Annotated in this window: 14 protein-coding genes and 1 other annotated feature (1 of these 15 cut by a window edge); of the genes, 8 read left to right on the top strand and 6 right to left on the bottom strand. The window is 42.7% G+C overall.

The annotated features are described in order from the left end of the window. Positions 1–179 (top strand) — a binding site (T-box leader); it begins 34 nt to the left of the window's first position. 45 nt (positions 180–224) lie between these two features. The 5 genes from ileS to QM424_RS06030 all read left to right on the top strand — a co-directional run bounded on the left by ileS (position 225) and on the right by QM424_RS06030 (position 9,861). Continuing rightward, positions 225–3,017 (top strand): isoleucine--tRNA ligase, encoded by a 2,793-nt coding sequence (ileS, locus tag QM424_RS06050; RefSeq protein WP_414393644.1) that lies wholly within the window; start codon positions 225–227, stop codon positions 3,015–3,017. 145 nt (positions 3,018–3,162) lie between these two features. After that, positions 3,163–3,855 carry a phosphoglycerate mutase gene (locus QM424_RS06045; RefSeq protein WP_000240129.1) on the top strand — a complete coding sequence of 231 codons (693 nt, stop codon included), beginning with the start codon at positions 3,163–3,165 and terminating at the stop codon, positions 3,853–3,855. Positions 3,856–3,907: 52 nt separating this feature from the next. Further along, complete coding sequence (locus QM424_RS06040; RefSeq protein WP_414393640.1) at positions 3,908–6,319, top strand: glycoside hydrolase family 95 protein; 2,412 nt, start codon at positions 3,908–3,910, stop codon at positions 6,317–6,319. 130 nt (positions 6,320–6,449) lie between these two features. Next, positions 6,450–7,151, top strand: coding sequence for an ABC transporter ATP-binding protein (locus tag QM424_RS06035; RefSeq protein WP_414393638.1), 702 nt, complete (start codon positions 6,450–6,452; stop codon positions 7,149–7,151). 1 nt (position 7,152) lies between these two features. Then, the gene (locus QM424_RS06030) at positions 7,153–9,861 is read left to right on the top strand and encodes an FtsX-like permease family protein (RefSeq protein WP_414393636.1); all 2,709 of its coding nucleotides are present in this window, start codon (positions 7,153–7,155) and stop codon (positions 9,859–9,861) included. 95 nt (positions 9,862–9,956) lie between these two features. Here QM424_RS06030 and tpx read toward each other — a convergent pair whose 3' ends face one another. The 4 genes from tpx to QM424_RS06010 form a co-directional block, all read right to left on the bottom strand. Continuing rightward, positions 9,957–10,448, bottom strand: coding sequence for a thiol peroxidase (gene tpx / locus QM424_RS06025; protein WP_414393634.1), 492 nt, complete (start codon positions 10,446–10,448; stop codon positions 9,957–9,959). A gap of 228 nt (positions 10,449–10,676) precedes the next feature. Continuing rightward, positions 10,677–11,606: a metal ABC transporter substrate-binding lipoprotein/adhesin PsaA gene (psaA, locus tag QM424_RS06020; RefSeq protein WP_000733069.1), complete on the bottom strand. Its 930-nt coding sequence runs from the start codon at positions 11,604–11,606 to the stop codon at positions 10,677–10,679. A 31-nt stretch (positions 11,607–11,637) separates the two neighbouring features. Then, the gene (locus QM424_RS06015; RefSeq protein ID WP_000559790.1) at positions 11,638–12,486 is read right to left on the bottom strand and encodes a metal ABC transporter permease; all 849 of its coding nucleotides are present in this window, start codon (positions 12,484–12,486) and stop codon (positions 11,638–11,640) included. Then, the gene (locus QM424_RS06010; protein WP_414393632.1) at positions 12,483–13,205 is read right to left on the bottom strand and encodes a metal ABC transporter ATP-binding protein; all 723 of its coding nucleotides are present in this window, start codon (positions 13,203–13,205) and stop codon (positions 12,483–12,485) included. Before QM424_RS06010 ends, QM424_RS06015 begins: the two co-directional genes overlap by 4 nt. A gap of 177 nt (positions 13,206–13,382) precedes the next feature. Here QM424_RS06010 and pepO point away from each other — a divergent pair, with 177 nt between their 5' ends. Next, on the top strand, positions 13,383–15,275 hold the full coding sequence (gene pepO / locus QM424_RS06005; RefSeq protein WP_414393630.1) for an endopeptidase PepO: 1,893 nt from the start codon (positions 13,383–13,385) through the stop codon (positions 15,273–15,275). A gap of 126 nt (positions 15,276–15,401) precedes the next feature. Here the strand turns inward: pepO and QM424_RS06000 are convergent, their stop codons facing one another. Both QM424_RS06000 and QM424_RS05995 read right to left on the bottom strand, forming a co-directional pair. Continuing rightward, entirely contained in the window at positions 15,402–16,031 is a 630-nt protein-coding gene (locus tag QM424_RS06000; protein WP_261019968.1) for an MBL fold metallo-hydrolase, read from the bottom strand. Positions 16,032–16,154: 123 nt separating this feature from the next. Continuing rightward, positions 16,155–16,418: a hypothetical protein gene (locus QM424_RS05995; protein WP_414360142.1), complete on the bottom strand. Its 264-nt coding sequence runs from the start codon at positions 16,416–16,418 to the stop codon at positions 16,155–16,157. A 495-nt stretch (positions 16,419–16,913) separates the two neighbouring features. On the opposite strand from QM424_RS05995, the gene QM424_RS05990 reads away from it, so the two are divergent. Beyond that, positions 16,914–19,136, top strand: a complete 2,223-nt coding sequence (locus QM424_RS05990) for a RelA/SpoT family protein (protein WP_414393627.1) — start codon at positions 16,914–16,916, stop codon at positions 19,134–19,136. A gap of 29 nt (positions 19,137–19,165) precedes the next feature. Continuing rightward, a complete protein-coding gene (dtd, locus tag QM424_RS05985; protein ID WP_004255596.1) occupies positions 19,166–19,609 on the top strand; it encodes a D-aminoacyl-tRNA deacylase in 444 nt (147 codons plus the stop codon). Positions 19,610–19,631: the final 22 nt, after the last annotated feature.

Genomic DNA, 19,631 nt, shown 5'->3' with positions numbered 1-19,631 from the left:
TTATATTTTCAGCGAGCAGGAGATGGTGTGAGTCCTGTAATCCCTATTGATAAGATTATCCTCTCAAAAACTCAAGTCTGAATGGAGTAAGATTTGACGTTGCCCACGTTACGGGAAAAGAGGGAGAAAGACTAAATCTTTTTCCGAATAAAGGTGGTACCACGATTTTCGTCCTTTTTGGCAGTCGTGGTTTTTAATTTGTTATTATTTATAAAGGAGATACCATGAAACTCAAAGATACCCTTAATCTTGGGAAAACAGCTTTCCCAATGCGTGCAGGCCTTCCTACCAAAGAGCCAGTTTGGCAAAAGGAATGGGAAGATGCAAAACTTTATCAACGTCGTCAAGAACTAAATGAAGGGAAACCGCATTTTGTCTTGCATGATGGCCCTCCATACGCAAACGGAAATATCCACGTTGGACATGCCATGAATCATATCTCAAAAGATATCATCATTCGTTCTAAGTCTATGTCAGGTTTTAACGCACCTTATATCCCAGGTTGGGATACTCATGGTCTGCCAATTGAGCAGGTTTTGGCAAAACAAGGTGTCAAACGCAAAGAAATGGACTTGGTTGAGTACTTGAAACTTTGCCGTGAATATGCTCTTTCTCAAGTTTATAAACAACGTGATGATTTCAAGCGCTTGGGGATGTCAGGTGACTGGGAAAATTTATATGTGACTTTAACTCCAGACTATGAAGCAGCCCAAATCCGTGTCTTTGGTGAGATGGCTAATAAAGGCTATATCTACCGTGGTGCAAAACCAGTTTACTGGTCATGGTCATCTGAGTCAGCCCTTGCCGAAGCAGAAATTGAATACCATGATTTGGTTTCGACTTCACTTTATTATGCCAATAAGGTAAAAGATGGCAAAGGTGTTCTAGATACAGATACTTATATCGTTGTTTGGACAACTACTCCATTTACTATCACAGCTTCTCGTGGTTTGACTGTTGGTGCAGATATTGATTACGTTTTGGTTCAACCTGCTGGTGAAGCTCGTAAGTTTGTGGTTGCTGCAGAATTGTTGACTAGCTTGTCTGAGAAATTTGGCTGGGTTGACGTTCAAGTGTTGGCAACTTACCGTGGTCAAGAACTCAACCACATCGTAACAGAACACCCATGGGATACAGCTGTAGATGAGTTGGTTATTCTTGGTGACCACGTTACAACTGACTCTGGTACTGGTATTGTCCATACAGCCCCTGGTTTTGGTGAGGACGACTACAATGTTGGTATTGCTAATGGTCTTGAAGTCGCAGTGACTGTTGACGAACGTGGTATCATGATGAAGAATGCTGGTCCTGAGTTTGAAGGTCAATTCTATGAAAAGGTAGTTCCAACTGTTATTGAAAAACTTGGTAACCTCCTTCTTGCTCAAGAAGAAATCTCTCACTCATATCCATTTGACTGGCGTACCAAGAAACCAATCATCTGGCGTGCAGTACCACAATGGTTTGCCTCAGTTTCTAAATTCCGCCAAGAAATCTTGGACGAAATTGAAAAAGTGAAATTCCACTCAGAATGGGGTAAAGTTCGTCTTTACAACATGATTCGTGACCGTGGCGACTGGGTTATCTCTCGTCAACGTGCTTGGGGTGTTCCACTTCCAATCTTCTACGCTGAAGACGGTACAGCGATTATGACTGCTGAAACTATTGAACACGTGGCTCAACTCTTTGAAGAACATGGTTCAAGCATTTGGTGGGAACGTGATGCCAAAGATCTCTTGCCAGAAGGATTTACACATCCAGGTTCTCCAAATGGGGAGTTCAAGAAAGAAACAGATATTATGGATGTATGGTTTGACTCAGGTTCATCATGGAATGGTGTTTTGGTAAATCGTCCAAATCTGACTTATCCAGCTGACCTTTACCTTGAAGGTTCTGACCAATACCGTGGTTGGTTTAACTCATCACTCATTACATCTGTTGCCAACCATGGCGTAGCACCTTACAAACAAATCTTGTCTCAAGGTTTTACGCTTGATGGTAAGGGTGAAAAGATGTCCAAATCTCTTGGAAATACTATTTTGCCTAGCGATGTTGAGAAACAATTTGGCGCTGAAATTCTTCGTCTTTGGGTAACAAGTGTAGATACTAGCAATGACGTTCGTATCTCAATGGATATCCTTAGCCAAGTCTCTGAAACTTACCGTAAGATTCGTAACACACTTCGTTTCTTGATTGCCAATACATCTGACTTTAACCCAGCTCAAGATACAGTCGCTTACGATGAGCTTCGTTCAGTTGATAAGTACATGACGATTCGCTTTAACCAGCTTGTCAAGACCATTCGTGATGCCTATGCTAACTTTGAATTCTTGACAATCTACAAGGCCTTGGTGAACTTTATCAACGTTGACTTGTCAGCATTCTACCTTGATTTTGCTAAGGACGTTGTTTACATCGAAGGTGCCAAATCACTGGAACGCCGTCAAATGCAGACTGTCTTCTATGACATTCTTGTCAAAATCACCAAACTCTTGACACCAATCCTTCCTCACACTGCGGAAGAAATCTGGTCATACCTTGAGTTTGAAGCCGAAGATTTTGTTCAATTGTCAGAATTGCCAGAAGCGGAAACTTTTGCTAATCAAGAAGAAATCTTGGACACATGGGCAGCCTTCATGGACTTCCGTGGACAAGCTCAAAAAGCCTTGGAAGAAGCGCGTAATGCAAAAGTTATCGGTAAATCGCTTGAAGCACACTTGACAGTTTATCCAAACGAAGTTGTGAAAACTCTACTCGAAGCAGTAAACAGCAATGTAGCTCAACTTTTGATTGTGTCTGAATTGACTATCGCAGAGGGGCCAGCTCCAGAAGCTGCCGTTAGCTTCGAAGATGTAGCCTTTACTGTTGAACGTGCTGCAGGTGAAGTATGTGACCGTTGCCGTCGTATCGACCCAACAACAGCAGAACGCAGCTACCACGCAGTCATCTGTGACCACTGTGCAAGCATCGTAGAAGAAAACTTTGCGGAAGCAGTCGCAGAAGGATTTGAAGAGAAATAAGGTTGTTGTATGATACTAATAAGGAAAAGGATTGTCAAACAGTCCTTTCCTTTTTGGTTTTGACTAGCTTTTTTGTGAAAAATTGTGTAAAATAGAATAGATAAACGAGGGGAAACCTCGGAAAATTTAAAGGAGAATCCATCTAATGGTAAAATTGGTTTTTGCTCGCCACGGTGAGTCTGAATGGAACAAAGCTAACCTTTTCACTGGTTGGGCTGATGTTGATTTGTCTGAAAAAGGTACACAACAAGCGATTGACGCTGGTAAATTGATCAAAGAAGCTGGTATCGAATTTGACCAAGCTTACACTTCAGTATTGAAACGTGCGATCAAAACAACTAACTTGGCTCTTGAAGCTTCTGACCAATTGTGGGTTCCAGTTGAAAAATCATGGCGCTTGAACGAACGTCACTACGGTGGTTTGACTGGTAAAAACAAAGCTGAAGCTGCTGAACAATTTGGTGATGAGCAAGTTCACATCTGGCGTCGTTCATACGATGTATTGCCTCCAAACATGGACCGTGATGATGAGCACTCAGCTCACACAGACCGTCGTTACGCTTCACTTGACGACTCAGTTATCCCAGATGCTGAAAACTTGAAAGTGACTTTGGAACGTGCCCTTCCTTTCTGGGAAGATAAAATCGCTCCAGCTCTTAAAGATGGTAAAAACGTATTCGTAGGAGCTCACGGTAACTCAATCCGTGCCCTTGTAAAACACATCAAAGGTTTGTCAGACGATGAAATCATGGATGTGGAAATCCCTAACTTCCCACCATTGGTATTCGAATTCGACGAAAAATTGAACGTCGTTTCTGAATACTACCTTGGAAAATAAAAAATTGTAAGCCTAGGATTGATTTCTAGGCTTTTTATGTTAGTATGGTAGTATGATAAGGAATAAAAAACAAGATTATGTATTGGTCTACAAGCAACCAGCGTCAACAACATATAAGGGTTGGGAAGAAGAGGCCTTACCGCTAGGCAATGGTTCTTTAGGGGCAAAAGTATTTGGGCTTATAGGTGCTGAGCGGATTCAATTCAATGAAAAAAGTCTCTGGTCTGGAGGTCCACTTCCTGATAGTTCAGATTATCAGGGTGGAAATCTTCAAAATCAGCATAGTTTTTTAGCTGAGATTCGGCAGGATTTGGAAAAGAGAGATTACAATCGGGCTAAGGAACTGGCTGAAAAGCACCTGATTGGACCAAAAACGAGTCAATATGGGACCTATCTGTCCTTTGGGGATATTTTCATTGAGTTCAGCCAGCAAGGCAAGACTTTGTCTCAGGTGACGGATTACCAGAGACAGCTGAATATCAGTAAGGCGCTTGCGACGACTTCTTATGCCTATAAGGGAACGAGATTTAAACGTGAAGCCTTTGCCAGTTTTCCAGATGATCTCTTGGTTCAGCGCTTTACTAAGGAAGGGTTGGAAACTCTAGATTTTACTATAGAACTATCCTTGACCCGTGATTTGGCTTCTGATGGAAAGTATGAGCAGGAAAAATCTGATTACAAGGAGTGTAAGCTGGATATTACTGATTCTTATATCTTGATGAAGGGGCGAGTTAAGGACAATGACCTGCAGTTTGCTAGTTATCTAGCTTGGGAAACAGATGGAGACATTAGAGTCTGGTCAGATAAGGTTCAGATATCAGGAGCCAGTTATGCTAATCTCTTCTTGGTGGCTAAGACAGATTTTGCCCAAAATCCTGCTAGCAATTATCGCAAGAAAATTGATTTAGAGCAACAGGTAAAAGACTTGGTGGAGATAGCTAAAGAAAAGGGCTATACCCAATTGAAATCAAGGCATATTGAGGACTACCAAGCCTTATTCCAGCGTGTTCAATTGGATTTGGAAGCTGATGTTGACGCATCCACTACAGATGATTTGTTAAAAAATTATAAGCCACAAGAGGGGCAGGCTTTGGAGGAGCTGTTCTTCCAGTATGGGCGGTATTTATTGCTTAGTTCTTCTAGAGACTGTCCAGATGCTCTACCAGCTAACCTACAAGGGGTCTGGAATGCAGTCGATAATCCTCCTTGGAATTCGGACTATCACCTGAATATCAACCTGCAGATGAATTATTGGCCAGCCTATGTTACCAATCTCCTAGAGACGGCTTTTCCAGTCATCAACTATATCGATGATTTGCGTGTCTATGGTCGTCTAGCAGCTGCAAGGTATGCAGGCATTTTCTCTCAGGAAGGGGAGGAGAATGGTTGGTTGGTTCATACTCAAGCTACTCCCTTTGGCTGGACGGCACCTGGTTGGGATTACTATTGGGGTTGGTCACCAGCTGCCAATGCGTGGATGATGCAAACTGTTTATGAAGCCTATTCATTTTATAGGGATCAAGACTATCTCAGGGAGAAAATTTATCCCATGTTGAGGGAAACGGTTCGTTTTTGGAATGCCTTTTTACATAAGGACCAGCAGGCGCAGCGTTGGGTCTCTTCTCCGTCTTATTCTCCAGAACATGGTCCGATTTCGATTGGCAATACCTATGACCAATCTCTGATTTGGCAGTTATTTCATGATTTTATTCAGGCTGCTCAGGAATTGGGACTGGATGAGGCTTTGTTGACTGAGGTCAAGGAGAAGTTTGACTTGCTTAATCCTCTTCAAATCACTCAATCTGGTCGAATCAGGGAGTGGTATGAGGAGGAAGAGCAGCATTTTCAAAATGAGAAAGTGGAGGCCCAGCATCGGCACGCTTCCCATCTAGTGGGACTCTATCCTGGAACTCTCTTTAGCTATAAGGGACAAGAGTATCTTGATGCGGCGCGTGCTAGTCTCAATGATCGTGGAGATGGCGGCACAGGCTGGTCCAAGGCTAATAAGATCAATCTCTGGGCGCGTTTGGGAGATGGCGATCGAGCCCATAAATTATTAGCAGAGCAGTTAAAGTCATCCACCTTGCCAAATCTTTGGTGTAGCCACCCTCCTTTTCAGATAGATGGTAATTTTGGTGCTACTAGTGGCATGGCAGAAATGTTACTCCAGTCTCATACAGCTTATCTGGTGCCTCTAGCTGCCCTACCTGATGCATGGTCAAGAGGTTCCGTTTCAGGCTTAATGGCACGTGGACATTTTGAAGTGAGCATGAGGTGGGAGGATAAAAAACTTTTACAGATGACCATTTTATCAAGGAGTGGAGGAGATTTGCGAGTTTCTTATCCAGGCATTGAAAAGAGTGTGATTGAAGTGAATCAAGAAAAAGCAAAAGTGAAATGCATAGAGAAAGATTGTATTTCAGTGGCGACAGCAGAAGGCGATCTGGTTCAATTTTATTTTTAAGAAGATGATAGAAGGCAGTGGTTTGAGACTGCCTTTTTTGAAGGATTTGAGAATGTAAGCAGTTTCCAACTAGTTGAAAAAGCGTTATAATGGTAATAGGAAGTAATTTGTTTGAGAGAGGGTGAGTCTTATGGCTTATATTGAGATGAAACACTGTTATAAGCGTTATCAGGTTGGGGATACGGAGATTGTGGCCAATCGTGATGTGAATTTTGAGATTGAAAAGGGTGAATTGGTTATCATTCTAGGTGCATCTGGTGCGGGCAAGTCAACGGTTCTTAACCTTCTTGGGGGAATGGATACCAATGACGAGGGGGAAATCTGGATTGATGGTGCCAATATTGCAGACTACAATTCCCACCAGAGAACCAATTACCGCCGCAATGATGTCGGTTTTGTTTTTCAGTTTTATAATCTAGTTTCCAATCTAACTGCTAAGGAAAATGTGGAGTTGGCTTCAGAAATTGTGACAGGTGCCTTGAATCCTGAACAGGTCTTGACAGATGTAGGTCTGGCTCATCGTCTCAATAATTTTCCAGCCCAGCTGTCTGGAGGGGAGCAACAGCGAGTCTCCATTGCACGCGCGGTAGCCAAAAATCCTAAAATCCTTCTTTGTGACGAACCGACAGGGGCCTTGGATTATCAGACGGGCAAGCAGGTTTTGAAAATCCTCCAAGATATGTCACGTCAAAAGGGAGCGACGGTGATTATCGTGACTCACAATGGAGCTTTGGCGCCCATTGCTGATCGCGTGATTCATATGCACGATGCCAGTGTCAAGGATGTGGTGATCAACCAGCGTCCTCAGGATATCGACAGTTTGGAGTACTAGCATGATCAAGCGAAAAACCTATTGGAAGGACTTAATTCAGTCCTTCACAGGCTCCAAGGGGCGTTTTTTATCCATCTTAACCTTGATGATGTTGGGATCTCTAGCCTTAGTAGGCCTCAAAGTAACCAGTCCCAACATGGAGGCGACAGCTAATGCTTATTTAACAACTGCTCAAACCTTGGATTTGGCAGTCATGTCTAACTATGGCTTGGATCAAGCAGACCAAGAAGAACTAAAACAGACGGAGGGCGCAGAGGTCGAGTTTGGCTATTTGACAGATGTGACTATGAATAATGGGCAGGATGCCATTCGGCTGTACTCCAAACCAGAGCGAATTTCAACCTTTCAGCTAAGAAAGGGACGACTTCCTCAGTCAGACCAGGAAATCGCTTTGGCCACTCATTTGCAAGACCAATACAGCGTGGGACAGGAGATTAGCTTTAAAGAAAAAGAAGAGGGTCATTCCTCTTTAAAAGACCATACTTATACCATTACTGGTTTTGTGGATTCGGCTGAAATCCTCTCCCAGCGAGATATGGGCTACGCAGGAAGTGGAAGTGGGACTCTGACAGCCTATGGGGTGATTTTACCTAGTCAGTTTGATCAGAAAGTCTACAATATAGCTCGTTTGAAATATCAAGATTTAGCAGGCTTAAATGCTTTTTCAGAAGCTTATGAAGAAAAATCCAAGCAACATCAGGAAGACATTGAACAAGCTTTGTCAGATAATGGCAAGGCACGTCTGCAACTCTTGAAAAAAGAAGGCCAAGAGTCTCTAGACAAAGGTCAAGAGACACTTGACAAGGCTGAGAATAATTTGCAGGAAGGCAAGCGTCGTTTAGCAACTGCTCAAGCTCGTATACAGGCTCAAGAAAGTCAACTAGCCTTGCTTCCTCAAGCCCAGAGAGAGCAGTCTAGTACTCAACTTACCCAAGCCAAGCAGGAATTGAGCAAGGAAGAGGACAGACTAAAGCAGGCTGAACAAAATCTAGCCCAAGAAAAGGAAAAATTAGAAAAACATCAGCAAGTCTTGGATGATTTGGCTGAGCCCAAGTATCAAGTCTATAATCGTCAGACCATGCCTGGCGGTCAGGGCTACCTCATGTACAGTAATGCTTCAGCCAGTATTCGGGCAGTAGGCAATATCTTTCCTGTAGTGCTTTATGCCGTAGCAGCCATGGTCACCTTTACCACCATGACTCGTTTTGTGGATGAAGAGCGAACTCATGCAGGGATTTTTAAGGCCTTGGGCTATCGTAGTAAGGATATTATCGCCAAGTTTCTCCTTTACGGTCTAGTAGCTGGGACTGTCGGAACAGCTCTAGGTAGCATACTTGGCCATTATTTACTAGCCGGTGTGATTTCAAGTGTCATTACAAAAGGCATGGTGGTGGGAGAAACCCAGATTCAGTTCTATTGGACCTATAGCTTACTGGCACTTGGTCTGAGTTGGTTGGCGAGTGTGTTACCAGCCTATCTGGTGGCTCGGAGGGAACTTCATGACGAAGCAGCCCAGCTTTTACTACCTAAACCACCTGTCAAAGGGGCTAAAATCTTACTAGAGCGCATCAGTTTTATCTGGCGCCGTCTCAGTTTTACTCATAAGGTAACAGCTCGCAATATCTTCCGTTATAAGCAGCGGATGTTGATGACAATCTTTGGTGTGGCAGGTTCAGTCGCCCTGCTCTTTGCAGGTTTGGGAATCCAATCCTCTGTAGCAGGAGTTCCGTCTAGACAGTTTCAACAAATCCAACAGTATCAAATGATTGTCTCTGAAAATCCTAGTGCGACCAATCAAGACAAGGCAGAGCTAGAAGAAGTGTTGAAAGGGCAGGACATCAAAGCCTACCAGAAAATCTATTCAAAAACGCTAGACAAGGATTTAAAAGGCAAGGCTGGTCTTCAGACTATTACCCTTATTATGACAGAGAAGGAAGATTTGACTCCCTTTATTCATCTGCAACATCATCAGCAAGAGTTGACATTAAAAGATGGAGTTGTCATCACAGCTAAACTAGCCCAGTTGGCAGGTGTCAAGGTTGGGCAGACTCTAGAGATTGAAGGTAAGGAATTAACGGTCGCTGCCATTGCTGAGAACTACGTTGGTCACTTTATTTATATGAGTCAGGCTAGCTATGAGAAAATTTACGGCCAGCTACCCCAAGCCAACACTTATCTGGTTACGCTAAAGGATTCTAGTGTGCCTAGTATCGAAAGACAGGCAGGCTTGCTTATGAATCAATCTGCGGTATCCAGCGTCGTACAGAATGCTTCAGCCATTCGACTCTTTGACTCCGTCGCTAGCTCACTCAATCAGACCATGACCATCTTAGTCATCGTATCGGTTCTATTGGCTATTGTTATCCTTTACAATCTGACCAATATCAACGTGGCTGAGAGAATCCGTGAACTCTCCACTATCAAGGTTCTCGGTTTTCATAATAATGAAGTCACCCTCTACATTTACCGTGAGACGATTGTCTTGTCTCTTGTGGGAATCGTACTTGGTCTGGTCTCAGGTTTCTATTTACACCAATTTTTGATTCAAATGATTTCTCCTGCGACTATTCTCTTTTATCCGCAGGTAGGGTGGGAAGTCTATGTAATCCCAGTGGCAGCAGTAAGCATCATTTTGACCCTGCTTGGTTTCTTCGTTAATCATCATTTGAGAAAGATTGATATGCTTGAAGCCTTGAAATCTGTAGAGTAAGGCGATTGTTTTTATCAGATTGAACTTGAATTTACTCGTAAACAAAAATCCTCCGTTTCAAAGAGTAGGGAACTCTTTGTGACAGAGGATTTTTTCTATAGGGCTTTAGCAGCTGCAACTGCGGCTTCGAAGTTTGGTTCAGAGTTGATATTGTCCACGTATTCAACGTAGCGAATAGTATTGTCAGTATCGAGGACAAAGACTGCGCGTGCCAATAGGTGCCACTCATTGATTAAAAGTGCATAGTCACGCCCAAAGGATTGGTCGAAATAGTCTGAGAGCATGATGGCATTTTCAATACCTTCAGCACCACACCAACGTTTTTGAGCAAAAGGGAGGTCCATGGAAACAGTCAATACGACCGTGTTGTCCAGTCCAGCCAGTTCTTGGTTAAAACGACGCGTTTGAGTTGAGCAGATACCTGTATCGATAGAAGGCACGACACTCAAGACTTTTTTCTTGCCATCAAAATCAGCCAGAGATTTTTTAGAAAGGTCTGTTGTAGTGAGTGAAAAATCAAGCGCCTTGTCGCTGACTTGTAGTTGTTTACCTGTAAAGCTCACAGGATTTCCGAGAAAAGTTACCATAGGATACTCCAATCTTTTTTCTTCCATTTTAGCTGAAACAGTCGGAATTTTCCAATGATTTGACCGGAAATATGGGCATAGAAAAAACGCCAGCTCATGTGAGAATGACGTTTTTCAGAGGCTTATACTCAATGAAAATCAAAGAGCAAACTAGGAAGCTAGCCACAGGCTGTACTTGAGTACGGCAAGGCGACGCTGACGTGGTTTGAATTTGATTTTCGAAGAGTATTATTTTGCCAATCCTTCAGCAATCTTATCAAGGTTGTATTTCATCATGTTGTAGTAGCTGTCGCCTTCTTTACCTTGTTCTGCGATAGAGTCAGTAAAGATTTGTGCGTAGATTGGGATATTTGTATCTTGTGAGACAGTCTTCATTGGACGGTCATCTACACTTGATTCTACAAAGAGTGATGGAACTTTTGTTTGGCGAAGTTTTTCAACCAAGGTCTTGATTTGTTCAGGTGTTCCTTCTTCTTCAGTATTGATTTCCCAGATGTAGGCACTTGGGACACCATAGGCTTTAGAGAAGTATTTGAATGCTCCTTCGCTGGTTACAATGAGTTTCTTTTCAGCAGGGATGTTATTAAATTTATCCTTACTTTCTTTATCAAGTTTGTCTAACTTATCAGTATATTCTTTGAGATTTTTTTCATAGAATTCCTTGTTGTTAGGATCTTTAGCACTCAATTGTTTGGCGATATTTTTAGCAAAGATAATTCCATTTTCAAGGTTAAGCCAAGCGTGTGGGTCTTCTTTACCTTTTTCATTTTTTCCTTCAAGGTAGATAACATCAACACCTTCACTGACTGCAAAGTAGTCTTTGTTTTCAGTCTTCTTGGCATTTTCTACCAATTTGCTAAACCAGGCATTGCCACCTGTTTCAAGGTTGATACCGTTATAGAAAATGAGGTCAGCCTCAGAAGTTTTCTTAACATCTTCAGGGAGTGGTTCGTATTCGTGTGGGTCTTGTCCAATCGGAACGATACTGTGAAGATCAATCTTGTCACCAGCAATATTTTTAGTAATATCAGCGATGATTGAGTTTGTAGCAACAACTTTTAGTTTTTGACCAGAAGCTGCATCTTTTTTTCCACTAGCACATGCTACAAGAGCAATGACGGAAAGAAAGAGAACAAGTAATGTACCTAATTTTTTCATTAGATCCTCCAATTTATTGGGGTTTTGCCCCTTATTTTAACAAATGTTTATTTTTCAGTTTCAAATATCGTTGTTTTGGAGCGATAAAGAAGCTAATGAGAAAGAAACTAGCAGCTGTGAGCACGATACTAGAACCTGCCGCAACGTTAAAGCTATAACCGATAAAGAGTCCCAAAACTGAAGCAGTAGCTCCAAAGGTTGAGGAAAGGAAAATCATGCTTTTCAGGCTATTAGCATACAGATAAGCAGTTGCAGCTGGGGTAATCAGCATGGCTACAATCAGGATAGTTCCGACACTTTGCATGGCTGTCACAGACACGAGAGTCAAGAGTACCATGAGAAGGTAGTGATAGAAATTGACAGGCATTCCCATGGCTTTAGCCAAGAGTTCATCAAAGGATGTTATCAAGAGTTGCTTGAAGAAAATCCAGATTAACAAGAGAATGGCTGCACCAACACCCATAGTAATAAACATATCCGTATCTTGGACGGCTAGGATATTACCAAAAAGGATATGGAAAAGGTCAGTTGAACTTTTAGCGACACTAATCAAGATGATACCGAGGGCTAAGAAAGAAGAAAAGGTAATGCCGATGGCGGTATCGCTTTTGATAATCGAGTTCCCCTTGATGTAGGTAATGATGATGGCAGCTAGCAGTCCAAAGACAATGGCTCCGATAAAGAAGTCAACGCCCAAGATGAAGGAGAGGGCTACACCTGGTAAGACAGCATGTGAAATGGCATCTCCCATGAGTGACATCCCGCGTAGAATGATGAAACATCCTACAGCTCCAGCTACGACCCCGACGACAATGGCTGTTATCAAGGCATTTTGTAAGAAATGGAATTTTTGCAATCCATCGATAAATTCTGCAATCATAGGTCACCTCCATTGAAAAATAGTCGATTACCGTAAGCTTCTTTGAGATTGGCTTCGGTAAAGGTTTCTTTGGTTGGACCAAAGGCAATCACTTCTCGATTGACAAGCAAGACTTGATCGAAGTAGTGGGCAACCTTGCTGAGGTCGTGGTGGACGATGAGAACCGTCTTCCCAGCTTTTTTCAGATTTCTCAGCGTATTCATGATGATTTCCTCACTAACAGAGTCAATCCCAACAAAGGGTTCATCCAAGAGGATATAGTCGGCTTCCTGCACCAAACATCTGGCAATCAAGACCCGCTGGAACTGACCTCCAGACAGTTGACTGATTTGACGTTCAGCGTAGTCAGCTAGACCGACAATTTCAAGGGCCTCTTGCACTTTCTTCCAATGTTTAGCCTTTAAACTTCGAAAGAGAGGGATAGAGGGAAAGAGTCCTAGCGAGACACATTCCTTGACCTTGATGGGAAAGTTGTAGTCGATATTGATTTTTTGTTCGACATAGGCGATTCGATGTAAGGATTTTTTAACTTCCTTGTCATCGAGAAATGCCTGACCTTGATGTGGGATAATTCCCAGCATCCCTTTTAATAATGTTGATTTCCCAGCACCGTTTGGACCAATAATACCGGTAATTGTTGGTCCGTGGAGCACTAGTGAAATATCCTTAAGTGCCAACGTTTCTTTGTAGGAGACACTGAGGTTTTCGATACGTATCATAAACTTGTATTCCTCCTGCCTCTTAATATACATTAAAAAAAAAATTAAGTCAAGTTAATTTTTAAAAAAATTAAAATAATAACTGAAAAATGATGGAAAGAGAAAGTTCATTTTTAATTGCATTCCCAGTTAATTTTTGTTAAGCTAAAAACAAGTACAAATGAAAGCGAGAACAAGATGACACGTTATCAAGATGATTTTTATGATGCAATCAATGGGGAATGGCAGAAGACTGCTGAAATCCCAGCAGATAAGTCTCAAACAGGAGGTTTTGTTGATTTAGATGAGGAAATCGAAGAACTTATGCTGGCGACTACAGATAAGTGGTTGGCAGGGCAAGATGTTCCAGAGGATGCTATCTTGGCGAACTTTGTCAAATACCACCGCCTAGTTCGTGATTTTGACAAGAGAGAAGCTGATGATATCACACCTGTCTTACCACTTCTTAAAGAATTCCAAGAATTGGAGACTTTTGCGGATTTTACAGCTAAACTAGCAGAGTTTGAACTTACAGGAAAACCTAACTTCCTTCCTTTTGGTGTATCGCCAGACTTTATGGATGCTAGAATCAATGTTCTATGGGCTAGCGCTCCAAGCACAATCTTGCCAGATACGACCTACTATGCAGAAGACCATCCTCAGCGAGAAGAGCTCCTGACTCTTTGGAAAGAAAGCAGCGCAAATCTCCTCAAAGCTTATGATTTCTCTGATGCAGAAATTGAAGACTTGCTAGAGAAAAGACTTGAATTGGACCGCCGAATTGCAGCAGTAGTTCTTTCTAATGAAGAAAGTTCAGAGTATGCTAAACTCTACCATCCATATTCATATGAAGATTTCAAGAAATTCGCACCTGCCCTACCTTTGGATGACTTCTTCCAAGCAGTTCTTGGACAAGTACCAGACAAGGTTATTGTAGACGAAGAACGCTTCTGGCAAGCAGCAGACCAATTCTATAGTGAAGAGGCATGGCCTCTCCTCAAGGCAACCTTAATTTTAAGTGTTGTGAATCTCTCAACCAGCTATTTAACAGAAGAAATCCGTGTCTTGTCAGGTGCCTACAGTCGTGCGCTATCTGGAGTTCCAGAAGCCAAAGACAAGGTTAAAGCTGCCTACCAGCTAGCACAGGGTCCATTCAAACAAGCCTTGGGTCTCTGGTATGCCCATGAAAAATTCTCTCCAGAGGCTAAGGCGGACGTGGAGAAAAAAGTGGCAACTATGATTGATGTCTATAAGGAACGCTTGGCTAAGAATGACTGGCTGACTCCTGAAACTCGTGACAAAGCCATCGTCAAACTCAATGTCATCAAGCCTTATATCGGTTATCCAGAAGAATTGCCAGAACGCTACAAGGACAAGGTAGTGGATGAGACTGCTAGTCTTTTTGATAATGCTCTAGCCTTTGCGCGTGTGGAAATCAAGCACAGTTGGAGCAAGTGGAACCAGCCTGTAGACTACAAGGAATGGGGCATGCCTGCTCATATGGTCAATGCTTACTACAATCCACAGAAGAACCTGATTGTCTTCCCGGCGGCTATTTTGCAGGCGCCTTTCTATGACTTGCACCAGTCATCTTCTGCTAACTATGGTGGTATTGGGGCAGTTATTGCTCATGAAATTTCCCACGCCTTTGATACTAACGGAGCTTCCTTTGATGAAAATGGTAGTCTCAAGGATTGGTGGACAGAGAGCGACTATGCTGCCTTCAAGGAGAAAACACAAAAAGTTATTGACCAGTTTGATGGACAAGATTCTTATGGAGCAACCATCAATGGTAAATTGACTGTATCAGAAAATGTGGCTGACTTGGGAGGAATCGCAGCAGCGCTTGAAGCAGCTAAGAGAGAACCAGACTTCTCAGCAGAAGAGTTCTTCTACAACTTCGGTCGCATCTGGCGCATGAAAGGTCGTCCAGAATTTATGAAACTTTTGGCTAGCGTCGATGTGCACGCGCCAGCTAAACTTCGTGTCAATGTGCAAGTACCAAACTTCGATGATTTCTTTACAACCTATGATGTCAAAGAAGGCGACGGTATGTGGCGTTCACCAGAAGAGCGCGTGATTATTTGGTAAGGCAAAAAATTTAGTCATCAGAAAAAGGCATCCAATCAGGTGTGAAAACCTTGATAGGATGCCTTTTATAGTGGAAAGACTGCTGGATAATATACTTAAAATGCGATAGTCATTGTCATCATCTTACTAGAAAAAGGGATTGAAGGTCTTTTCGTGAGCAATAGTCGTAGCTGGACCATGTCCTGGATAGACATCGTAGTTTGGTAGAGTGAAAAGTTGGGTCTGGATACTATGAAGGAGTTGTTCCATGCTACCAGTCGGAAGGTCGGTTCGTCCAATAGTTTCACGGAATAGGGCATCTCCCGTAAAGACTAGGTGAGCATCAGGAAAGACGATAGAAACGCCGCCGATAGAGTGACCAGGAGTTGGCAAGACAGTAAAACGAAATTCCTCTAGTTGGTATTCTTCGTGAAAGATAAAAGTGTGTTCTGCAGGTTTTGCGACCACATCTGCCATATCATCGTGGCGAGGAAGCCCAGAGAGATTATCGACAGGAGTATAGAGCCAGCTGGCTTCACTCTCAGCGATATAGACAGGAGGATTTCCAAAAGTCTCGCGAACCAAGTCCAGACTCATGATATGGTCATAATGGGCATGGGTCAAGAGAATAGCACAGATTGGTTTGTTGATCTTCTCTATTGTCTGACGAATGGCTTCCCAATGGCTACCAGGATCTACCACAATGACGTGCTTTTCACCTTCCAGGTAATAGGTGTTTTCATAGGCAACAGGATTCACGGTTTTATGGATTTTCATATTAGCTCCAATCTCAAAGAATGTACTAAGATAAGTATAGCACAGTTAGGGAGAATAGGTAAGGATTTAGAATGAACTTAAAAACCAGCATGACTAGATGAAGACAGGCTGGTTATCAATTTATCAATATTGGAGAGGTGTCAATTTCCCTTCATAGGTTGCATAAACTCCGTCATTAGCTTGTTTGATAGATGTGATGTTTAGAGTGCCACCGTAGTTGGCTTCTCGTTTGTCGCTATATTCACTATAAGTTATCCTATTGGGCAGGTTCTGGTTGTTAGCATAGTATTGAACGACTGTTTTTTTATAGCCTTGTTGGCTGAATAGGAACAGGCAGCTAACTCCTAACACTAGGAGAGCAAAGATAGAAATAGCAGTTTTTTTCATAGGTGTTCTCCTTATAAACTAAAGGATAAAAGAAAGTATCTTGAGGATTTTTATACTCTTCGAAAATCTCTTCAAACCGCGTCAACGTCGCCTTGCCGTATATATGTGACTGACTTTGTCAGTCTTATCTACAACCTCAAAGCGGTGCTTTGAGCAACCTGCGACTAGTTTCCTAGTTTGCTCTTTGATTTTTATTGAGTATTAATTCCAAAATCCAGTCAAGGTACCAGTGTATGTGACACGAGTTCCACTGTTTATCTTTCGTATATTCAATGGAATTGGGGAAGTCAGAAAGTCTTTCGGTTACAATATGGTTTCCGTTCTTCTATCTCTCCTTCTATCACCTAAGTTTAAAATCTAACTTCGTAATATATTATAGACCAATAATTCAGAATTATCAAGCAATTCTGAATTATTTTTTTCTTATTCTGTTCCAATCTAGTTTTCATATTCTTAAAAAAGTGATAAAATGGTAGGAAGAATTGGAGAGTAGAGATGCCAAAAGAAGTGAATTTAACAGGCGAAGAAGTTGTCGCTTTAACCAAAGAATATTTAACGGAAGAGGATGTCCATTTTGTCCATAAGGCCTTGGTCTATGCGGTGGAATGCCATAGTGGTCAATACCGCAAATCAGGCGAGCCTTATATCATTCATCCTATCCAAGTGGCAGGTATTTTAGCCAAACTTAAGCTAGATGCTGTAACGGTAGCTTGTGGTTTCTTGCATGATGTGGTGGAAGATACTGATGCGACCTTGGACGATTTGGAAAGAGAGTTTGGTCCTGATGTGCGGGTAATCGTAGATGGGGTTACCAAGCTTGGTAAGGTCAAGTACAAGTCTCACGAGGAGCAGTTGGCTGAAAACCATCGCAAGATGCTCATGGCCATGTCTGAGGACATCCGTGTTATCTTGGTCAAACTGTCTGACCGCTTGCACAATATGCGGACCCTGAAACATCTTCGAAAAGACAAGCAGGAGCGTATTTCCAAAGAAACCATGGAAATCTATGCCCCACTTGCCCATCGTTTGGGGATTTCCAGTGTCAAATGGGAATTGGAAGACCTATCTTTCCGTTACCTCAATCCAACGGAGTTTTACAAGATTACCCATATGATGAAGGAAAAGCGCAGAGAGCGTGAAGCCTTGGTGGATGAGGTAGTCACAAAATTAGAGGAATATACGACGGATCATCACTTGAGAGGGAAGATTTATGGTCGTCCCAAGCATATTTACTCTATTTTCCGCAAAATGCAGGATAAGAGAAAACGGTTTGAGGAAATCTATGACCTGATTGCTATTCGCTGTATTTTAGATACCCAAAGTGATGTTTATGCCATGTTGGGTTATGTGCATGAACTTTGGAAACCCATGCCTGGTCGCTTTAAAGACTATATCGCTAATCGAAAGGCCAATGGTTACCAGTCTATCCATACGACTGTTTATGGGCCAAAAGGGCCGATTGAATTCCAGATTCGAACTAAAGCCATGCACGAGGTTGCTGAGTACGGGGTTGCGGCTCACTGGGCTTATAAGAAAGGCGTTAAGGGGCAGGTTAACAGCAAGGAATCAGCTATTGGGATGAACTGGATCAAGGAGATGATGGAGCTCCAAGATCAGGCTGATGATGCCAAGGAATTTGTGGACTCTGTGAAGGAAAACTATTTGGCTGAGGAGATTTACGTCTTTACTCCAGATGGTGCTGTGCGTTCCCTTCCAAAAGATTCAGGACCGATTGATTTTGCCTACGAAATCCATACCAAGGTCGGGGAAAAAGCAACTGGTGCCAAGATCAATGGTCGCATGGTTCCACTGACAACCAAGCTCAAGACAGGGGATCAGGTTGAAATTGTCACCAACCCCAACTCCTTTGGACCGAGCCGTGATTGGCTCAATATGGTCAAGACCAGCAAGGCGCGTAACAAGATTCGTCAGTTCTTTAAAAATCAAGATAAGGAATTGTCTGTTAACAAGGGGCGTGAGATGTTGATGGCTCAGTTCCAAGAAAACGGCTATGTGGCCAATAAATTCATGGACAAGCGTCACATGGACCAAGTTCTGCAAAAGACCAGCTACAAGACAGAAGAATCCCTCTTTGCGGCCATTGGTTTTGGCGAAATTGGAGCTATTACTGTCTTTAACCGTCTGACTGAAAAGGAACGCCGTGAGGAAGAACGTGCCAAGGCCAAGGCGGAGGCAGAAGAACTTGTCAAAGGTGGCGAGATCAAGGTTGAGAACAAAGAAACCCTCAAGGTTAAGCATGAGGGGGGGGTGGTCATTGAAGGAGCCTCAGGTCTCCTAGTGCGGATTGCTAAGTGTTGTAATCCTGTTCCTGGTGACGATATTGTCGGCTACATTACCAAGGGTCGTGGTGTGGCTATTCACCGTGTGGACTGTATGAACCTGCGTGCCCAAGAAAACTACGAGCAACGTCTCCTTGATGTGGAGTGGGAAGATCAGTATTCAAACTCAAATAAGGAGTATATGGCTCATATCGATATTTATGGCCTCAACCGTACAGGACTATTGAACGATGTACTGCAAGTTCTTTCCAACACTACTAAGAATATCTCAACGGTCAACGCCCAACCAACCAAGGATATGAAATTTGCTAATATCCATGTGTCCTTCGGTATTGCTAACCTCTCTACATTGACTACGGTTGTGGACAAGATTAAGAGTGTGCCAGAAGTTTATTCTGTCAAACGGACCAACGGCTAATTGTCCTAGTTATTACTAGAAAGGCTATTATGAAAATCATTATCCAACGGGTTACAAAAGCCCAAGTGAGTATTGAAGGTCAGGTGCAGGGAAAAATCAATCAGGGACTCTTATTGCTGGTTGGTGTTGGGCCAGAGGACCAAGAGGAAGATTTGGACTATGCTGTGAGAAAGCTTGTCAACATGCGGATTTTTTCAGATGCAGAAGGCAAGATGAATCTGTCTGTCAAAGATATTGAAGGAGAAATCCTTTCAATTTCTCAGTTTACCCTCTTTGCGGATACTAAGAAAGGCAATCGTCCAGCCTTTACTGGCGCAGCCAAGCCTGATATGGCATCAGATTTCTATGATGCTTTCAATCAAAAACTAGCGCAAGAAGTGCCTGTTCAGACAGGCATCTTTGGAGCGGATATGCAGGTTGAGCTGGTCAATGACGGACCAGTTACCATTATCCTTGATACGAAAAATAGATAAGAAAGACCAAGCCCAGCCGGCT

Source organism: Streptococcus mitis, from assembly GCF_047464945.1.
Taxonomy (GTDB): Bacteria; Bacillota; Bacilli; order Lactobacillales; family Streptococcaceae; genus Streptococcus; species Streptococcus mitis_EA.
The sequence above is the reverse complement of the archived record's forward strand: the minus strand, read 5'-3'. Positions and strand labels throughout refer to the sequence as shown.

Bases quoted from the DNA above. Each gene is read 5' to 3' on its own strand.
- ileS (WP_414393644.1), top strand. From the start codon at position 225: ATGAAACTCAAAGATACCCTTAATCTTGGGAAAACAGCTTTCCCAATG.
- dtd (WP_004255596.1), top strand. From the start codon at position 19,166: ATGAAAATCATTATCCAACGGGTTACAAAAGCCCAAGTGAGTATTGAA.
- QM424_RS06000 (WP_261019968.1), bottom strand. From the start codon at position 16,031: ATGAAAATCCATAAAACCGTGAATCCTGTTGCCTATGAAAACACCTAT.
- QM424_RS06045 (WP_000240129.1), top strand. From the start codon at position 3,163: ATGGTAAAATTGGTTTTTGCTCGCCACGGTGAGTCTGAATGGAACAAA.
- QM424_RS06030 (WP_414393636.1), top strand. From the start codon at position 7,153: ATGATCAAGCGAAAAACCTATTGGAAGGACTTAATTCAGTCCTTCACA.
- psaA (WP_000733069.1), bottom strand. From the start codon at position 11,606: ATGAAAAAATTAGGTACATTACTTGTTCTCTTTCTTTCCGTCATTGCT.
- pepO (WP_414393630.1), top strand. From the start codon at position 13,383: ATGACACGTTATCAAGATGATTTTTATGATGCAATCAATGGGGAATGG.
- tpx (WP_414393634.1), bottom strand. From the start codon at position 10,448: ATGGTAACTTTTCTCGGAAATCCTGTGAGCTTTACAGGTAAACAACTA.
- QM424_RS06040 (WP_414393640.1), top strand. From the start codon at position 3,908: ATGATAAGGAATAAAAAACAAGATTATGTATTGGTCTACAAGCAACCA.
- QM424_RS05990 (WP_414393627.1), top strand. From the start codon at position 16,914: ATGCCAAAAGAAGTGAATTTAACAGGCGAAGAAGTTGTCGCTTTAACC.
- QM424_RS06035 (WP_414393638.1), top strand. From the start codon at position 6,450: ATGGCTTATATTGAGATGAAACACTGTTATAAGCGTTATCAGGTTGGG.
- QM424_RS06015 (WP_000559790.1), bottom strand. From the start codon at position 12,486: ATGATTGCAGAATTTATCGATGGATTGCAAAAATTCCATTTCTTACAA.
- QM424_RS06010 (WP_414393632.1), bottom strand. From the start codon at position 13,205: ATGATACGTATCGAAAACCTCAGTGTCTCCTACAAAGAAACGTTGGCA.
- QM424_RS05995 (WP_414360142.1), bottom strand. From the start codon at position 16,418: ATGAAAAAAACTGCTATTTCTATCTTTGCTCTCCTAGTGTTAGGAGTT.